The organism is Cobetia sp. 29-18-1 (assembly GCF_029846405.1).
Taxonomy (GTDB): domain Bacteria; phylum Pseudomonadota; class Gammaproteobacteria; order Pseudomonadales; family Halomonadaceae; genus Cobetia; species Cobetia amphilecti.
Map to the genome: position 1 here is coordinate 178,413 of NZ_JARWKS010000008.1, position 18,466 is coordinate 196,878.

At 62.2% G+C, this 18,466-nt stretch carries 16 protein-coding genes; 13 read left to right on the forward strand and 3 right to left on the reverse strand.

Features of this window, described 5'->3' with window-relative positions:
• The first annotated feature begins 5 nt into the window (after positions 1–5).
• The 7 genes from xdhC (at position 6) to QD208_RS08660 (ending at position 8,451) form a co-directional block, all read left to right on the forward strand.
• Positions 6–1,019 (forward strand): xanthine dehydrogenase accessory protein XdhC, encoded by a 1,014-nt coding sequence (xdhC, locus tag QD208_RS08630; protein ID WP_153635706.1) that lies wholly within the window; start codon positions 6–8, stop codon positions 1,017–1,019.
• Positions 1,019–2,626 (forward strand): guanine deaminase, encoded by a 1,608-nt coding sequence (gene guaD / locus QD208_RS08635; RefSeq protein ID WP_279836511.1) that lies wholly within the window; start codon positions 1,019–1,021, stop codon positions 2,624–2,626. Before xdhC ends, guaD begins: the two co-directional genes overlap by 1 nt.
• A gap of 211 nt (positions 2,627–2,837) precedes the next feature.
• The gene (nfsB, locus tag QD208_RS08640; protein WP_131431993.1) at positions 2,838–3,497 is read left to right on the forward strand and encodes an oxygen-insensitive NAD(P)H nitroreductase; all 660 of its coding nucleotides are present in this window, start codon (positions 2,838–2,840) and stop codon (positions 3,495–3,497) included.
• A gap of 294 nt (positions 3,498–3,791) precedes the next feature.
• Complete coding sequence (locus QD208_RS08645) at positions 3,792–4,100, forward strand: putative quinol monooxygenase (RefSeq protein WP_052384416.1); 309 nt, start codon at positions 3,792–3,794, stop codon at positions 4,098–4,100.
• Between the two features lie 275 nt (positions 4,101–4,375).
• A complete protein-coding gene (locus tag QD208_RS08650; protein ID WP_063124266.1) occupies positions 4,376–5,806 on the forward strand; it encodes a solute carrier family 23 protein in 1,431 nt (476 codons plus the stop codon).
• A 299-nt stretch (positions 5,807–6,105) separates the two neighbouring features.
• Entirely contained in the window at positions 6,106–7,821 is a 1,716-nt protein-coding gene (gene ushA / locus QD208_RS08655) for a bifunctional UDP-sugar hydrolase/5'-nucleotidase UshA (RefSeq protein ID WP_279836512.1), read from the forward strand.
• A 177-nt stretch (positions 7,822–7,998) separates the two neighbouring features.
• Positions 7,999–8,451, forward strand: a complete 453-nt coding sequence (locus tag QD208_RS08660; protein ID WP_043332694.1) for an Lrp/AsnC family transcriptional regulator — start codon at positions 7,999–8,001, stop codon at positions 8,449–8,451.
• Positions 8,452–8,589: 138 nt separating this feature from the next.
• Here the strand turns inward: QD208_RS08660 and QD208_RS08665 are convergent, their stop codons facing one another.
• Entirely contained in the window at positions 8,590–9,537 is a 948-nt protein-coding gene (locus tag QD208_RS08665) for a hypothetical protein (protein ID WP_279836513.1), read from the reverse strand.
• Positions 9,538–10,211: 674 nt separating this feature from the next.
• Here QD208_RS08665 and dctP point away from each other — a divergent pair.
• From dctP to QD208_RS08690, 5 genes are all read left to right on the forward strand, one after another.
• A complete protein-coding gene (gene dctP / locus QD208_RS08670) occupies positions 10,212–11,303 on the forward strand; it encodes a TRAP transporter substrate-binding protein DctP (RefSeq protein ID WP_279836514.1) in 1,092 nt (363 codons plus the stop codon).
• A gap of 209 nt (positions 11,304–11,512) precedes the next feature.
• Positions 11,513–12,043, forward strand: coding sequence for a TRAP transporter small permease subunit (locus tag QD208_RS08675; RefSeq protein WP_279836515.1), 531 nt, complete (start codon positions 11,513–11,515; stop codon positions 12,041–12,043).
• Positions 12,040–13,368, forward strand: coding sequence for a TRAP transporter large permease subunit (locus QD208_RS08680; protein WP_248378538.1), 1,329 nt, complete (start codon positions 12,040–12,042; stop codon positions 13,366–13,368). Before QD208_RS08675 ends, QD208_RS08680 begins: the two co-directional genes overlap by 4 nt.
• A 240-nt stretch (positions 13,369–13,608) precedes the next feature.
• The gene (locus tag QD208_RS08685) at positions 13,609–14,448 is read left to right on the forward strand and encodes a sulfite exporter TauE/SafE family protein (RefSeq protein ID WP_054556070.1); all 840 of its coding nucleotides are present in this window, start codon (positions 13,609–13,611) and stop codon (positions 14,446–14,448) included.
• Between the two features lie 51 nt (positions 14,449–14,499).
• The gene (locus QD208_RS08690; RefSeq protein ID WP_279836516.1) at positions 14,500–16,215 is read left to right on the forward strand and encodes a gamma-glutamyltransferase family protein; all 1,716 of its coding nucleotides are present in this window, start codon (positions 14,500–14,502) and stop codon (positions 16,213–16,215) included.
• Between the two features lie 117 nt (positions 16,216–16,332).
• Here QD208_RS08690 and QD208_RS08695 read toward each other — a convergent pair whose 3' ends face one another.
• Positions 16,333–16,992 (reverse strand): NAD(P)H-dependent oxidoreductase, encoded by a 660-nt coding sequence (locus QD208_RS08695; RefSeq protein ID WP_242007785.1) that lies wholly within the window; start codon positions 16,990–16,992, stop codon positions 16,333–16,335.
• Positions 16,993–17,557: 565 nt separating this feature from the next.
• On the opposite strand from QD208_RS08695, the gene sodX reads away from it, so the two are divergent.
• Positions 17,558–17,908 (forward strand): nickel-type superoxide dismutase maturation protease, encoded by a 351-nt coding sequence (gene sodX, locus QD208_RS08700; protein ID WP_279836517.1) that lies wholly within the window; start codon positions 17,558–17,560, stop codon positions 17,906–17,908.
• On the opposite strand, the gene QD208_RS08705 is transcribed toward sodX, so the two are convergent.
• A complete protein-coding gene (locus QD208_RS08705) occupies positions 17,905–18,429 on the reverse strand; it encodes a hypothetical protein (RefSeq protein WP_279836518.1) in 525 nt (174 codons plus the stop codon). The genes sodX and QD208_RS08705 overlap by 4 nt on opposite strands.
• Positions 18,430–18,466: the final 37 nt, after the last annotated feature.

Sequence of the window (18,466 nt, forward strand, 5' to 3'; positions counted from 1 at the left end):
CCGTCATGAATGCAAAGAGTGCCGCGACCGGCCGCTGGTATCAGGCGCTCGCCGAGGCCCAGGCAGCATTGACGGCGCATGCACTGGCCACCGTGGTGACGGTGGCGGGCTCTGCCCCGCGTGGTGCCGGCAGCAAGATGCTGATCACCCCCGATACGCTGCACGACAGCCTCGGCGGCGGTCGGCTGGAGCAGCTGGTGGTGGAGCGCGCTCGCGGGATGCTGGCCCGGGGACAATCTGGCTGCCTGCTCGAGGAGATCGCGCTCGGCCAGCATGCCCAGCAATGCTGTGGCGGCCATGTGCAGGTGCTGATCGAGCTGTACCCGGCACTTGCGCCACGGCTGGCCCTGTTCGGCGCCGGCCATGTCGGGCAGGCGATCGTCACGCTGCTGGCACCGCTGGGCTGGCAGATCGACTGGCGGGACTCACGCCCCGAGCAGCTCACGGCCGCCACGACTCCCGCGGGTTGCGAGGGTCGTGTAGAACGTCAGGCGTTCAATATCCTGACTGACCTGCCGACCGCGAAAGCCGCGCCCGCCAGTGAATCACTGCCCGTGATGGCGGGCAGCCATGTGCTGGTATTGACCCATGACCATGTCGAGGACCAGGCGCTGATCGCCGCGCTCGCACCACGTGATGACCTGGCCTCGCTGGGGCTGATCGGTTCCAGCAGCAAGTGGGCGCGCTTTCGCCAGCGCCTGCGCAGCGATCTCGAGGAGCATCAGATCGCCCGCGTTCGCTGTCCGATTGGCGTGCCCGGCATTCCCGGCAAACGCCCTGAGGAAATCGCGATTGGCGTCGTCGCGGAACTGCTGCAGATCGAGGCGCGGCGCAGTGACGAAGCGGCCGTGAACTCGCCCGACAAGGCCACCGGACATGGCGCGTCTCTCCAAGGCACGTCAGCCCAGGGCACGTCACTGGACAGCCATGGGCTGACGCGTCAGGGTGCCCGCCAGCTGCGCGCCCATTTTGCTCCTGACGCGATGCACCAGACAGAAACGACACAGAAGGCCGAATGATGACTGACCAAGACACGTCGCACACTGCGGCCTGCCACCTGGATGAGCAGCGCCTGACGGCTGCCCTGCGCGCGGCCGCCAAGGACGCTTCCTGCGTCAGCCTACTGCGCGGAGCGCTGCTGCATTTCGTCGCCGACCCTGCAGACGCCATGCTGAGTGAGGCGGTCTCGAGCGATGGCAACGATAAGCAAGATAGCAATCAAGGAAACAGCAACAGCCGAGCCTCTGACATGGCGGCGACCCTGGCACGCGCCGTCGAACACTACACCGATGCGCTGCTGGTGATGCATGCAGGCCATGTGGTCGCCGTGGGGGATCATCGCTCGCTTGTCCGACATGAGGCCGTGGGCGAGCTGATGCGCCTGTCTCCGCCGCGTAACGTCGAAGGCCTGATGATGCCGGGCTTCATCGATACCCATGTGCACTTCCCGCAGCTGGATATCATCGCAAGCTACGGCCACTGCCTGATCGACTGGCTGAATACCTACACCTTCCCCGCCGAGCAGCGTTTCGCCGACCCCGCACATGCCGCCGAGGTCGCCGATGCCTTCCTCGATGCGCTGCTGTGTCATGGCTCGACCAGCGCCCAGGTGTTCGCCACCTCACATGCCACCAGTGCCGATGCCCTGTTCCGGGCTGCCCGGGCGCGCGACATGCGCGTACACGCCGGGCGCGTGATGATGGACCGCAATGCCCCGCCCGCTCTGCTGGACTCCGGGGTCACCGCGCTCAAGGACGATGAGCGCCTGATCGCCGACTGGCACGGGCGTGACCGCCTCGGCTATGTGCTGACGCCGCGCTTCGCGCCGACCTCCACGCCCGAGCAGCTGAAGGCTGCCGGCCAACTGCTCAAGAGCCAGCCGGACCTGCACCTGCAGACCCACCTGGCCGAGAATCTCGATGAGGTGAAGTGGGTCGCCGAGCTGTTCCCCGACGCTCGGGATTATCTGGCGGTCTATGAGGATGTCGGCCTGAGCCATGAGCGCACCACCTTCGCCCACGGTATCCACCTGGACGATGGCATGCGTCAGCGCATCGCGGATCAGGGCGCCAGCATCGCCTTCTGCCCGACCTCCAACCTGTTTCTCGGCAGCGGACTCTTCGATCGCGCCAGTGCCCGCGCCGTGGGCATGAACATCAGCATCGCCACCGATGTCGGCGGTGGCTCCAGCCTGTGTCAGCTGGAGAGCCTCAAGGCCGCCTATCAGATCGGCCAGCTTCACGGCGCTGTCGCCCATGATGTGGCGGGGCTTGAGTCACGCGCCAATCAACCGCTGACACCCTGGCAGGGCTTCTATCAACTGACGCTGGGCAATGCGCGGGCCATGCGTCTGCAAGACAAGGTCGGCAACCTGCGTCCGGGCATGGAAGCCGATGTCATCGTGCTCGACCCCGCTGCCACGCCCTTGCTGGCACGGCGCACGCGCTGGGGTCAGTCCAGCCAGGTATCGCTGCAGGAGGTGCTGTTCGCATTGATGATGCTGGGCGACGACCGCGTGATACGCGAAGTCCATGTGGCGGGCCAGTGCCGCAAGCTGCACGGCCTGATGCTGAGTGCTTCTTCTGAGACGCCATCCAGAGAGCCTGCCGCAGCATTAATGCCATGAAAGCATCACAGCGATGACAAGTAATTGACATATGGCACCAATTCTCGGGATTGGTGCCATTTTTTCATCTTAAAGATGCGCGCAACGCGGATACTCAACGCTGAATCCACTCGCTATGATGGCGACATCTTCTTCTACAAGTCTTTCCACAAGGCTTCTCACAAGGTCATGGACGCTCAGCGACTGGCCTGCCACTACGAGGACCATCATCATGACTCCCACCGCCATCATGCAACGTCGTTATTCCACCAAGGCCTTCGATCCGGCACGCAAGATCAGCGCCGCCGACTGGCAGGAACTGGAAAACGTGATGCGCCTGAGCGCCTCCAGCGTCAATTCCCAGCCGTGGCACTTCCTGGTGCTGGAATCCGACGATGCCAAGCAGCGCTTCGCGCGCGCCGGTACCGATGACAAGTACGCCTTTAACTCGCCGAAGATCACCGATGCGTCTCACGTCGTGCTGTTCTGCACTCGCTCCACCCTGGACGACGACTACCTGAACCACCTGCTGGACACCGAAGCGTCTGATGGCCGCTTCAAGAAGGATGACGAGTTCAGCGCGATGATGGACGGCGCGCGTCGTCTGTTCATCGACCTGCACCGTCATGACCTCAAGGACCTGCAGCACTGGATGGACAAGCAGGTTTATCTCAACTACGGCAGCCTGCTGTATGCCGCCTCCAGCCTGAACATCGATGCGGTGCCGCTGGAAGGCATCGACCCGGTGGCACTGGATGCGGAATTCGGCCTGCGCGAGAAAGGCTTCAACGCCCTGGTCGCCGTGAGCCTGGGTTACCGCGCCGCTGACGATTTCAATGCCGAGCTGCCCAAGTCCCGTCTGCCGGCAGACGAGATCTTCACTCGCCTGTAAAGCTCGCTCTCAAGGCCGGGCTCTCAGCAGCTGGCGCTCAAGAGCGGATTCTGAAGATCTGTTCACAGCAGCTGTCCGCAAGACATCGACGTGTCCGCCTTGCGGGCCAACGGCGGGCACGGGGGGGGCAAGTCGCTGCCCGTGCCCGCCGCATTGCATCCCGATGGCGGACATGCCACCTTTTCGAGGCAGACCAGCGCAGTGCATTCCCGGCGGCGATGGCCGGCTTGCGTGCCTGATTTATTTCGCCCATCCGTTACGTCCACTTCTTACGCCCACGACAGGATTCATGCCATGTCCATCAAGCTTATCGCGACACTGACCTTCCCCGCCGACCAGCAGGACAAGGCACGCGATGCTCTCGCCGAACTGGTCGAGAAGAGCCAGTCCGACAAGGGCTGCCTGCAGTACGAATTCTTCGCGATCGACAAGAACGTCGCGGAAGGTGAGCCAGTACCGGAAGGCGACTTCGTGGTACTGGAAGAATGGTGGGATGAAGACGCCATCGAAGCCCACGTGGCCACCGAGCACTTCCAGGGCTTCCTGAGCACCTTCGGCGAAGGTGAGATCAGCCTCAATATCCAGCGCCTGCTGACGCCCTGAGCCGCTGGGCGTACTTTCGCTCAGACAAGGCGCCGCGAGAGCAAAGACAGATCCCCGCCGGGCATCACGCCCGGCGGGGATCTTGCGTTTGTGGCACACGGGCCTGGCCTGCTCATCCCCTGGCCTGGCCGCGGGACACGCAACAAGTGATGGAAAAATCGATACGAGCACTGAACTTGGTTCACATCTTGCTTATAATTGGCTGCCCGCGCTGAACAATCCAGTGCCCGACACCATTTCCGCCATTGCACCGCGAGCAGAACAAGGAGCGTCACATGAGCCAATCCTCTTCCGATTCCAAGGGGATCGACGAACCACTGCTCGGCCTCGAAAGCTGCCCGTCGGTCCCCATCTCGGCCCTCGCCGGCGCCCAGCATCTGCTGGCCAGTCTGGCCGGTATCATTGCACCGACATTGATCATCACCAGCGCGCTGGGCCTCGATGCCTACACCGCCAGCCTGCTGTCGATGGCACTGGTGGTCTCCGGGGTCGCCACCTGGATCCAGTCCCAGCGCATCGGCCCGTTCGGCTCAGGGCTGTTGAGCATCCAGGGCACCAGTTTCAGCTTCGTGTCCGCGCTGATCACCGCCGGATTGATCGCTCGTTCGCAGAATGCCAGTGACGAACAGGTACTGGCGGTGCTGTTCGGCACCTGCCTGGCCGGCAGCCTGATCGAGATGGCGCTGGGCACGGTGCTGCCGTGGCTCAAGCGGGTCATCACGCCCGTGGTCACCGGCGTGGTGGTGATGCTGATCGGCCTGAGCCTGATCCAGGTGGGCATGACGGACATCGGCGGCGGCTTCGGCGCCGAGGACTTCGGTGCGCCCGCCAATCTGGCACTGGCCGGTTGTGTGCTGATCACGGTGCTGGCCTGTCAGGTCTCGCGTCATCCGTGGCTGAGAATCGCCTCCATCTTCATCGGCATGGCCGTCGGCTGCATCATCGCCGCCATCGGTGGCCTCTATGATGCACCGCAGCTGGCCGATGCCGCCCTGCTGGCCCTGCCGCATCCGGCGACCCTGAATACAGGCTTCGATTTCTCGCTGGCCGCCTTCCTGCCGGTGGCCTTCATCTTCATGATCACCGCCATCGAGACGGTCGGTGACCTCACCGGCAGCGCACGCGCCTCGGGTCTCGCCGTGGATGATGAGCTACACCAGAAGCGTCTGCGCGGCGGCGTGCTGGGCGATGGCCTGAATTCCGCACTCGGCGCGCTGGCCGGCACCTTCCCCAACACCACCTTCAGCCAGAACACCGGCGTGATCCAGCTGACCGGCATCGCCAGCCGCCATGTGGGCCGCTACGTGGCCGGCTTCCTGCTGCTGCTGGGCCTGTCGCCCTTCATCGCCACCCTGCTGACCCAGATGCCGCGCCCGGTGCTCGGTGCCACCACCACGCTGATGTTCGCGCTGATCGCGGTGTCCGGCATCCGCATCCTGATGGCGCAGCCCATCGGGCGTCGCGAGATGATGATCATCGCGCTGGCCCTGGGGCTGGGGCTTGGCGTCGGCATGGTGCCGGATGTGCTGAACGCCATTCCGGGCGCCTTCGCCGATGCGCTGCGCTCGCCGATCACCATGGGCGGCCTGACCGCCATCATCGCCGAGCTGCTGCTGCCGAAGATGGAAGACGCCGAGGTGTTCAACCCAAAAGCGAGTGAGCGTGAGTCCACCGACAGCATCAGCGCGGACCAGGAACACGCCTGACCCGCAGGCGCAGCGATGAGACATGAAAAGACCGGCGCATCATTGGCCGGTTTTTTCATGTCGGTCTCCCTCTTCATGCCAGTCGATGACGCTCACAAGCGGCGCCAGCCTCGCACTTCGGGCGTCGGTCGTCCAATCTCCACAGCAATGAGGCAGACTGCATGGGGTTGTTCATGCCGTCCCCACCCTTCAAGCAGTTTTACCATCAACACTCTTGCAATCAGCACCCTGACAATCAGCACTCACAGATTTGAACGCGCCATTGCGCACCGGAGCCAGACACAAGGAACGTATCGCTCATGCTGAATACTCGACTCATCTCATCAAATGCGCCGGGCTTGTGCGCGCCTACCCGCTCGCGCATGGCGCTGAAGGCCCTGCTGGGGGCTGCACTGCTCAGTACGCTGAGTGCCTGTGCCAGCCAGGCGGGCCATGAATGGCAGGCCGACACCACCTATCACCTGACGGTGCTGCACACCAACGACCACCACGGCCGCTTCTGGCAGAGCAGTGATGGCGAATACGGCATGTCGGCGCGCAAGACGCTGGTCGACCGCATCCGCGCCGAGGTGGAATCCGCAGGTGGCAGCGTGCTGCTGTTGTCGGGTGGCGACATCAATACCGGCGTGCCGGAATCCGATCTCCAGCAGGCCGAACCCGACTTCAAGGGCATGAACCGCATCGGCTACGACGCCATGGCGGTGGGCAACCATGAATTCGACAACCCGCTGGCGGTGCTGCTAAAGCAGCGCGACTGGGCCGACTTCCCGATGCTGGCCGCCAATATCTACGACAAGACCAGCGGCGAGCGCCTGTTCGCGCCCTGGAAGATCTTCGATGAGCATGGCATCCAGATCGCGGTGATCGGCCTGACCACCGAAGACACCGTGCGTATCGGCAACCCCGAATACTTCAGCGATCTCGACTTCCGTGACCCCAAGGAAGAGGCGCGCAAGGCCATCGAGGAGCTCAACGAGCATGAGCAGCCGGACCTGATCTTCGCCGTCACCCACATGGGCCACTATCAGAATGCCGAGCATGGCATCAATGCGCCGGGCGATGTCTCGCTGGCGCGCTATCTGCCCTACGGCGAACTGGACATGATCGTCGGTGGCCACTCCCAGGAGCCGGTCTGCATGGAGGGTGCCAACCGGATGGCGGACTTTGCACCCGGCGATGATTGCCAGCCGGACCGCCAGAACGGCACCTACATCGTGCAGGCGCATGAATGGGGCAAGTACGTGGGACGCGCCGATTACGAGTTCCGCAATGGCGAGCTGACCATGGTCAACTATCAGCTGATTCCGGTGAATCTCAAGAAGACCGTCGAGGAGAATGGCGAGCGCAGGAAGGTGCTGGTCGCGGAGGAAATTGCCGAAGACAGCGAGCTGCGCGAATTCCTGCGCCCCTATCAGGAAAAGGGTCAGGCGCAGCTCAACGTCACGGTCGCGCAGAGCAACGGCAAGCTGGAAGGCGATCGCGACGTGGTGCGCTTTGCCCAGACCAACCTGGGACGTCTGATCGCCACCGCCGCCATGCAGGCCGGCAAGGCCGACTTCGGCGTGATGAACTCAGGTGGCGTACGCGCCTCGCTGCCCGCGGGCGAGATCACCTACAAGGATGTGCTGACCGTGCTGCCCTTCGGCAACACCGTGGGGGTCGTGACCATGTCAGGTAGCGAGGTGCTCGAGTATCTCGAGGCGGTGGCCACCCAACCGGTGGACTCCGGCGCCTATGCCCAGTTCGCCGGCGTCAGCCTGCGCGTCAATCGCGCAGAAGGCAGCGTCTCCGACGTGATGATTCAGGGCCAGCCATTGGCCATGGACGCCCAGTATCGCTTCACCGTCCCGAGCTTCAATGCCGCCGGCGGGGATGGCTATCCGAAGGTCACTGACCTGCCGGGTTACCTGGATACCGGCTTCGTCGATGCCGATGTGCTCAAGGCCTATCTTGCCGAGCAGAGCCCGATCGACGTCACGGCATACGCGCCCCAGGGCGAGATCGTCTATCAGTGACGCTTGAGGCTTCTGCTCTAAACATGCACATGACAACGGGACGCCTTGGCGTCCCGTTGTCATTTCCAGAGCCGGAATATCCTCGCCAGGGCTGCAGTCGGACTATACAAGTGCGGATCGCACAGGTTTGATACGACATGCGCACCACTACAACAAAGACCGTCGAGACCCTGGCCCATGAACCTCAACCGCACCGACAGTGAGCTGCTCAACCTGCTGATCAAGGACGGTCGCATGTCCTACGCCGATATCGCCCGCAAGCTCGGCATTTCGCGTGCCCATGCGCGCAGCCGCGTCCAGGCGCTGGTCGAGAGCGGCGTGATCGAACAGTTCACCGCCGTCATCAACCCCGACAAGCTCGGCAAGGGCATCTCCACCTTCGTGGACCTGACCGTCGCTCCCAGCGCCATCGAACGCATCGCCGAGGAGCTTTCCGCCTGCGTCGAGGTGGTCAGCCTCTATATCATGAGCGACCTGAAAAGCCTGCACATCCACACCCTCACCGACAGCTACGAGGCCTTCGATGCCTTCGTGCGCGCGCATATCTTCAATCGCGACGAGATTCTCTCCGTCGACTGCAAGTCGCTGATGACGCGCGTGAAGCATCGGCGTGGTGGCGCGCGGCTATGACATCTCTGTCTCTCTTTGTCTTTGTCTCTGCCTCTGTCTCTGCCTCTGTCTCTGCCTCTGACGCCGCAGCACCGGACGGCGCCGGGGCTGTCATTTCACTTGTCACCTCACATATCACTGCAAGCGTCACTGCAAGCATCACTGCAACCTTGCCAGCCCGCGCAGCAGCCGTAGCGCGACCCACAGAAAGCCCAGCGGGAACAGTACCGTCTGGGTGATGAACAGCATGGTCAGGTCGATCACCTTGTCGGTCATCGCATCAAAGCCCTGGGTGACACTGGTGATCGGCCCGCCGACCCAGCCTTCCATGCTGCCCTTGAACTGCTGCCACCAGCTGCGCTCCTCGTGCGCGCCACCTACCTGCTTGTCGGCGACTTCCGCCAGCTGCTGCTGCGTCACGCTCAACTGCGCCATCTGGGTATCGCGACTGTCATCGAGAAAGGCCTGACCCGCGGCGCCGCTGGCCAGCGCGACACTCAGCACCGCGAAGCGCAGTGCGATGCCCCACAGGGCCACGCGCAGGATAGCCACCTGCCACCAGCGCTGGCGGGGATGCATCCCATCGACCGATTGGCGACTGCCGGTAAGTAGCCCGAGAGCCGCCAGCAGGCAGGCACCGCTGGCGAAGGCCTTGATGATCAGCGAGCCGGAGATGCCCAGCAGCAGCTTCTGTAGCGCCAGCGAGCCGGTCGCCGCGAACATCACCCACGAAAAGCGCTCGATCATGTCATTGGCGGGGTCCAGCGCTTCCCCGGGCGAGACCTGAAAGACCTGCAGATCGATGGTCGAGGACTGCAGTACCGAGATGGTCGCGTTCAGGCCCTTGGCGATGGCGAAGGCACTGAACGCCTGACCCAGAGTGGCGTCGAGGAAATCCAGCGCCCACTGCTGCGGCATCTCCCACCAGGCAAGCACCGCCATCACCACCAGGATGGCGACCAGCAGGATGCGCGGCACCTGAGCCCCTCCTGGTGCCCCGGGCGTGGCGGGCAGGCGAGGCCCGGCAGTCTTCGTCACGCAGGTGGATGCGGCGGCAGGCGAAGACTCCGAGCGGGTGGCGGGCTCTTCAGGCTCATGAGGTGACATCTAACGCTCCATCAGGACAAAGCCGCATGATGCCACCAGCCACTCAGACTGTCGTCTATGGCGCCTCGCATGAAGACTCGATGTGGGCGTACCGAGTCTTATTGACCTGCTCTGATTGACCGATTCTGAGCGCCCCTATCCAGGTGCACCATGATCGATCGCACGCACCATCAGGTCGCGAGCATGACAATTGATCATCCCTACCCCACATTCGTGAGCCAGATGTCACCCTCCCCGTCGCTATCGGTGAACAAATGCCGCGCCAGGCGTCATCTTCTGACATTTGTCAGGCCCTGAACTTTGCCAATCAGCGCTGCCACGGCCTCACTTGGGCAACGCCAGGGGCGCGCTCACGCTCTATCAGCGAAACACAACGCCCAGAATTTCCATGCAATCGATTGAAAATAAAGAATAAATCTCCCTGCGCGCCAAATGGCACACGCCTTGCAATGTCTTCCACGTAGCCCACTGACAAATGGCAGCCTTCTGGCTGACAAATGACAGGCAACGCTACTCAAGAACATGCAGAAACACCTACACAACAAGATCGCCGGCCTCAATGTCGGCATGCCGTACAGGCGCCCCCCTTGAGACAGAAGACTCTTTCACACAGAGCATTCAAAGCAGTCTGTCGCAAGGGCATTACTGGTCATCCGTCCGCAGGAGATCCTCCCATGACATTCGATCGTCGCAAGTTCCTGGGTGCCGCACTGGCAACCTCAACCGCTGGACTCGTGATGGGTGCGCCCGCCATCGTGCGCGCGGAATCCAACAAGACCTATCAATGGAAGATGACCAATGCCTACGGTCCTGGCTCGCCCTTCTATGTCGAGGGCCCGGGCAGTCCGACCGACTTCTGCCGCAAGGTGGAGGCCATGTCGGGCGGGCGCATGAAGATCCAGCACTTCGCGGCCGGTGAGCTGATTCCGGCCCTGGAGGGCTTCAATGCCGTCGCCAGTGGCGTGGTGGAGATGAACGCCGGCAATGCCTACTTCTGGGCCGGCAAGATTCCCGCCGCCCAGTACTTCACTACCGTGCCCTTCGGCATGAATACCCAGGGCATGAATGCCTGGCTGTATCACGGTGGCGGCCTGGAGCTGTGGCATGAGCTCTACGCCCCCAAGGGGCTGATCGCCTTCCCGATGGGCAATACCGGCGTGCAGATGACCGGCTGGTTCCGCAAGCCGATCAATACGGTCGAGGACTTGAAGGGCCTGAAGATGCGTATCCCGGGGCTGGCCGGCAAGGTCTACGCCGAACTGGGCGTGGCCGTGCGTCTGTTGCCCGGCGGAGAGATCTTCCCGGCGCTGGAACGCGGCGTCATCGATGCCGCCGAGTTCGTCGGCCCCTATCAGGATCGCCGTCTGGGGCTGCAGAAGGCCGCCAAGTACTACTACACCACCGGCTGGCACGAGCCGACCAACGTCACCGAGCTGATGATCAACAAGGCGGCCTGGGAGGGCCTGCCCGAAGACCTGCAGGCCATCGTCAAGGCCGCCGCCCAGGCGTGCAACGTCGAGAGCCAGGCCTGGTGCGAATCGGTGAATGCCGAGGCGCTCAATGACCTGGTCGACAACGAAGGCGTCACCGCCCAGCCGCTGCCGGAGGCGGTAGTAGCGCGTCTCAAGGAAGTCACCGAGAAGACGCTGACCGACATGGCGGCGGCCGATCCGGACACCGCGCGCGTCCACGAGTCCTTCATGGCCTTCCGCGACCAGCACAAGGAATGGGCCGCCGTCAGCGAGAAGACCTTCCTGGCGCTCTGACGCCTGGTGTCTCGGGTCTCGCGGCTCGCACCTGTCGACTCACGTCTCACGTCTCGCGTTCAGACCCGTCGCCCGATGAACTCGCCCTTCGCTGCGCTGCGGGGGCGAACTCAAGGTACAAGCCCCGAGCGCAAACGCCTTTTTCCGTCTTGCTGCTTCCCTGTCCAACGCCACGACCTGTCCCGTCGTGGCGTTCATGAGGCCATGCCATGCTGTACGTCATCCATTTTCTCGAGGGCATCATCGAGCGACTGGGCGTCATCGCCCGTTACTCGCTGTTGGCGCTCGTGTTGCTGGTCGCCAGCAACGTGCTGCTGCGTTACTTCTTCAGCATCAGCCCCGTGCCACTCCAGGAATTCGAGTGGCACCTGATTTCTCCCATCGCGCTGCTGGGCATCTCCTACGCCCTCAAGCATCGCGCCGACGTTCGCGTCGATGTCTTCTACGACCGTTTCTCCCTCAAGGGCCGCGCGCTGGTGGATCTGATCGGTGCGCTGATGACCATCGCCATCGGCGCCGCCATCGCCTGGCTGGGCCTGAGCTACACCGAGCAGTCCTGGCAGCTGATGGAAGGCTCGCCCGACCCCGGCGGCCTGCCCTATCGCTATCTGCTCAAGGCCTTCATTCCCCTCGGATTCGCCGCGCTTGCGCTGCAGGGCGTGGCAGATTGCCTGCGCGCGCTGCTGGTGCTGACGGGCAAACCCGTCGACGGTGATCTGGAACGCGAGGTGACGCCATGAGCCCGAACGAGTGGATCGCGCTGGCCATGATCGGCGGTTTCCTGGTCCTGATGCTGATCGGCATTCCGGTCGCGATTTCCCTGGCCGTGGCTGGTTTCGTGGCGGGGCTTGCGGGCTTTGGCCCGCTGCTGTTCAGTCTGATGCCGGCCCGTCTGTATGGCGTGGTCACCAACTACACCCTGCTGGCGATCCCCTTGTTCGTCTTCATGGGGGTCATGCTCGAGAAATCGCGGGTCGCCGAGGACATGCTCGAGACCATCGGGCGCGCCATGGGCGGCGTGAATGGCGGCATGGGCATCGCGATCATCCTGGTCGGCGTGCTGATGGGCGCCTCCACCGGCATCGTCGGCGCGACGGTGGTCACCGTCGGCATGCTGACGCTGCCGACCCTGCTGCGTCGCGGCTACCACCCGGGCGTGGCCTCGGCCACCATCTGCGCCTCCGGCACCCTGGGGCAGATCATTCCGCCGAGTCTGGTGCTGATCCTGCTCTCGGAAATTCTCGGCGAATCCGTCGGCACCCTGTTTGCCGCCGCCTTCGTACCGGGGCTGGCCATCGCCGTCATCTATATCGTCTATCTGCTGGTGCTGGGCTGGTGGAAGCCGGACCTCGTCCCGGCCATCCCGGAAGAGGAGCGCGCCGCTGCCGGTGGCCTGAAGGAATTGCTGCGTGATCTGGCGCGTAGCGTGATCCCGCCGCTGATGCTGGTGTTCGCGGTGCTCGGTTCGATCCTGGGCGGCGTGGCCGCTCCCACCGAAGCGGCCTCGATGGGGGCCTTGGGCAGCATGCTGATCGCGCTGCTGGCGCGGCGTCTCAACTTCACCATGCTCAAGGCCTGTCTGCATTCGACCCTGACCATCACCGCCATGGTCTATTTCATCCTGCTGTGCGCGCAGCCCTTCTCGCTGGCCTTCCGCGGCCTTGGCGGCGAGAACATGGTGCATGATCTGTTCAACCTGCTGCCGGGCGGCGAGCTGGGCGCGCTGATCTTCCTGATGGTGATACTGTTCGTGCTCGGCTTTTTCCTCGAGTGGATCGAGATCAGCTATATCGCGCTGCCGATGTTTCTGCCGGTCTTCATCGGCTATGGCACCGACATGGTGTGGCTGGGCGTGCTGGTGGCGATGAATCTGCAGATGTCCTTCCTGACGCCGCCCTTTGGCTGGGCGTTGTTCTTCCTCAAGGGCGTCGCTCCCCCCGAAGTCACCACCCGCCATCTGTATCTCGGTGTGCTGCCCTTCGTCGGCCTGCAGGCTGCGGCAGTCGTGCTGCTGTTCTGCTTCCCGGGGCTCGCTACCTGGCTGCCGGAGGCGATCGGTTGGTAAGCCGGCAATCCATGTACCGGCGCGTTTCGGGACTCTTGACGAGGGATTCAGCGCAAAGGCCATTGGAAAGGTAATTCAGCAACGCGTAATGTCTTGTGGCCTGCCCACCGGCTCGCCTCCCCTGGAGACAGCACACCCGCCAGCGCTCCAGGGACATGCATCGACTGCCGATGGCGTTCATCGGCAACCTTCATCAGCAATGAACCACCCCGCGCCATACGGGGACGACAAGGAAACACCATGGAACTGTTCTCAGCCTATCCACTGCACTGGATTCTCGGCCTGATCGCCGCACTGATCGTCACCGGCATGATTGCCGGCGTGATGGCCGGCCTGCTGGGGGTCGGCGGCGGCATCGTCATCGTGCCCGTGCTCTTTCACCTCTTCAGCCTGCTGGGCGTCGATGAAGCGGTGCGCATGCACCAGGCCGTCGGCACTTCACTGGCGACCATCATTCCCACCTCGATCATGTCGGCCAGGGCGCATTACGCCAAGGGCAATCTTGACCCGGCAATTCTCAAGCGCCTGCTGCCGGGCGTGATCATCGGCGTCATCATCGGCGGCCTGCTGTCCAACCTGTTCAGCGGTGCGGTACTGATGGGGCTGTTTGCCACCGTGGCCTTCCTGGTCGCGCTCAACATGTTCCGCCGTCAGTCCACCGTGCTGGGCACTGGCCTGCCGGGCCCGCTGGGCAGTGGCGCACTGGGCACCTTCATCGGTGGCGTCTCGACGCTGATGGGCATCGGCGGCGGCACCCTGAGCGTGCCGACCCTGAGCACCCTGGGCACCCCGATGCACCTGGCCGTCGGCACGGGCGCGGCGCTGGGTCTGGTCATCAGCCTGCCGGGCACCGCCAGCTTCCTGCTCAATGGCATCGGCGAACCGAACCTGCTGCCGGGCTCCATCGGCTACGTCAATCTGCTCGGCTTCGCCGCCATCGTGCCGGCGACCATGCTGTGTGCTCCGATCGGTGCGAAGCTGGCCCACGCGATGGACGCCGCCAAGCTCAAGAAGGTCTTCGCCATCTTCCTGATGTTCACGGCACTGCGCATGTTCTACGACCTGTTCACCGGTAGCTGAGCCGCACTGGACGCTCAATAACAACAACGGAATCCTCAGGAGCAAGACGCCATGATTCATACCCGACGTGGTTTTGGCGGCGCCTGCGCCGCGCCCCATCATCTGGCGGCGCAAGCGGGCCGCGATATCCTGCGCGATGGTGGCAACGCCATCGAGGCGATGGTCGCGATGGCAGCAACCATCGCGGTGGTCTACCCCCACATGAACGGCATCGGCGGTGATGGCTTCTGGCTGATCAAGCGCCCGGGGCTGGCGCCACTGGCGATCGATGCCTGTGGCCCGGCGGCAGGGCTTGCCAGCCGCGAGTTCTATGCCGAGCACGGCCATGGCTATGCAGCTGACAGTGAGGGGGCTGCTCCCCTCGCCAACGGCAGCAGCATCCCGACCCGCGGGCCGCTGTCGGCCTTGACGGTGGCCGGCACCATCGGCGGCTGGCAGGAGGCGCTGGCCTTCTCTGCCGAGACCTCGGCGGATGAGCGCTCGCCCCTGCCGCTCTCGACATTGTTGAGCCATGCCATCCGGCATGCCAATGATGGCGTGGCCGTCAGCGCCAGCCAGAAGGCACTCAGCGAAAAACACCTGGCCGTGCTCTCGCAGCAGCCCGGCTTCGCTGAGCGCTATCTGGGTCAGAGTGAGTCAGGTGAGCCGATCGCGCTGGAAGAAGGCGCGCGACTGCGTCAGCCGGCGCTGGCCGCAACGCTCTCGCGTCTGGCAGATGCCGGACTCGATGACTTCTATCGTGGTGAACTTGCGACCCGCATGGCACAGGAGCTGGAAGCCGCCGGCAGTCCACTGCGCCTGGCAGACCTCAACGGCTATCGCGCCCAGCGCGTCACGCCGCTCAAGGTCCGCCTGCGCGACAGTGAGGTATACAACCTGCCCGCCCCGACCCAGGGCCTCGCGACGCTGATGATTCTGGGGCTCTACGATGCATTGAGCGCGACGCACGGCATCAGCGAGGCGGACGGCAACACACCGCGTCACCTGCATGCGCTGATCGAAGCCACCAAGCGCGCCTTCCTGGTACGCGACAGCCTGATTACCTCGCCGGAATGCATCGAGGGGGCGCTCGAGGATAGCCTCGAAGGCAGCATCGCCACGCAACAGGCACAGCTTTCTCCGGAGGCCCTCGCCCGCCAGGCCGAGATGATCGACATGCAGTCCGCGCTGGGCTGGCCGCACGAGCCCGCCGAAGGCGACACCATCTGGATGGGCGCGACGGACAGTGACGGCACCACCGTCAGCTTCATCCAGAGCGTCTATTGGGAGTTCGGCAGTGGCATGGTGCTGCCGAGCAGCGGCGTGATGTGGCAGAACCGTGGGCTGGCGTTCGATCTGGCACCGGACAGACTGCGCAGCCTGGCACCGGGCCGCAAGCCCTTCCATACCCTCAATCCATCACTGGCCTGCTTCGATGATGGCCGTGTGATGGCCTTCGGCACCATGGGCGGTGAAGGCCAACCGCAGACTCAGGCGGCTGTCTTCACGCGCATCGCCCGCCACGGCATGTCATTGCAGGCCGCGATCAGCGCACCACGCTGGCTGCTCGGTCGCACCTGGGGCGATGTCAGCACCAGCCTCAAGCTCGAATCGCGCCTCGCGGGTGAGATGGCTCAGACACTCGCAGCCATGGGCCATGAAGTGGAAGTCCTCGATGAGGCCTTCAGCGACACCCTGGGGCACGCCGGCGCCGTGATGCGCCACCCGGACGGTCAGGTCGAGGCGGCCCACGACCCGCGCAGTGATGGTGGCGCGGCGCTGACGTGAAAGCACTGACGGATTGAATTTGCGAGAACCTTGAAGGAATATGCAAAAAGGGACTGCTCAGGCAGTCCCTTTTTGCTGCGTCACCCATTTATCGAGGCGTGGAACGCTATCGCCCCTTCAAGGCGCGTTGCGCTGAGAGGGGCTGCGCGTGAAGGCGCCGGGGCGCTTCTCACCGTCTTCGCTCTCGTGATAACGCCTGGCGGCATTCGCCCACCAGGCAAGTTGTTCGAAGGCGCGCTCGAGATAGCCGCCCCATTCTTGGGCATCCTGATTCTCGGCGTAGCCGCCATCTTCATTGAGCACTTCCTGCGCCCGAGGCACGTGAATCATCGCCGAGACCGGCAAGCAGCCCAGCTCCGAGAGGAAGGTGCGCATGTTGACCGCTGCGCGTACCCCGCCCCACTGTCCTGCGGAATAGGTCGCGATCACCGAGGGCTTGTAGGAGTAAAGCGAGCTGCCGAAGTGATTCAGGAGATTGGCCAGCGCCGGACTCATGGAATGGTTGTACTCGGGGCTGACCATCACGTAACCATCCGCCGCTTCGATCTGCTGGGCGAGATTGAGCAAGTCCTGGGGGGCATTGCGCTGCGCATAGGAGAACAGCGGCTTGAAGGGGTCTGCCAGATCGTAATCGAGTGGATCGATCAGCACCGCCTCATGGCCACTTTCCTCGAGCTGTGCGACGCAGCACCTGGCGACCCTTTCCCCAAGACGTGCAGGTGCGGGGGGTGTGCTGGTCCGCACCGACCCCAGAAAGACCAGAATCTTCAGTGCCATTGTTCTCTCCTTGTTGCGAGCCACATGAAATGGATTCCTGTGCTCGATATTCGCTCTTGCATTGCATCATACCTCGGACTCTGAACACCGATGCACTGCATCGCAAGACACTGCATCAATCTTCATGCTGCGCCTGACACAGATCATGAATGTGCATTCCCAGCCATGCATGCCCCGCCATGAATTTCCTGCCATGAATTTCTTGCCTGGCGGCTTTACCGCCTTCCCCATTCTTTCCTTGATTGCTGCGCCTGCACCCTTCCAATCCCCGAAGGGCATGACCTGCTGGCATGAACCATATCACCCTCAGTATCTGCAATTGGCGACTGATACCCCTCTGCGAAGGTAGCGTGGCGGAGTCTTCGCCGTTGCGTCAGCAGCCCCGCCATTTCTCATGACAATACCGCTCTCGTATCTTGAGGGGGCAAAGGGCTCAAGGCCATCCACAAGTCAGTCTCAGGCAATGCGGTAAAGCGCAGTTTCATCTCTTTTGGCGTCATGTTAGCCGCCCATGTCGAGTTTATCGTAATGGATTGAGGCAACGACATGACGCGCCAAAGAACTGATGAAGAATGAATTGATCAAGAGTGAACGGATGCCCATCGGACTCTATCGCGTCAATGGACTCAGCATGTCTCCCGGCCTTGCGCCGGGAGATTATGTCGTGACGCTGAAACGCTGGAAATCGCGCTATCGCATCGGCGATATCGTGGTGGCACAGCACCCCCACTTCGGCCGTATCATCAAGCGTATCCGCGCGATACAGCCAGACGGCATGCTCTGGCTGGAAGGCACCCATCCTGACAGTACCTCTACTGAAAAGATGGGGAGTATTTCTAATGCAATTATACTTGGAAGAATAATTAATACTACCAGAAACAACAACCAAATAAATGCAAGAAAAACCTCGGATTAATGCTTTGGCGACCACTCTTTCTTTGAAATTGACCAGCTATCTCTACTCACATCGCATGCATACACATTCATTCCAGCATCTTTCCAACTTTTAATTATACTATTCAGCTCATGGCAAGAAACTGATTTATATTTACTCACATTTTCATAAACATTACGCCCCAAATAAACCTCCTTGATTGAATTTTCAACGAGCTTATAGCAGTATATCTTTTGCCCCCTATTTTCTAATATACTCCATGAGCCTTGGGACTCATATGACTCATCACCTTTAGTTACAACATCATTAAGACTCTTAACAACTCTAACCTCTTCCTCGTATGCCCACTCTAATGATTTATACAAAAAAGCTTTTTTCATAATATTATATGAAGTAGGAGAAAACTTTAAGGAAGAAGTACCTATCTCAAAAAGCTCATCTATAGTGGGGGTAGATTTTTTATGCGAACTTTTACTTGAAACATATATAACATCACCTAATTGAGACGGAATTATATTGTTATCTAAGGAAGCGATGATCAATTCGGTTCTGCGCGGTTTAAGCGCTCAGACTGGTGCT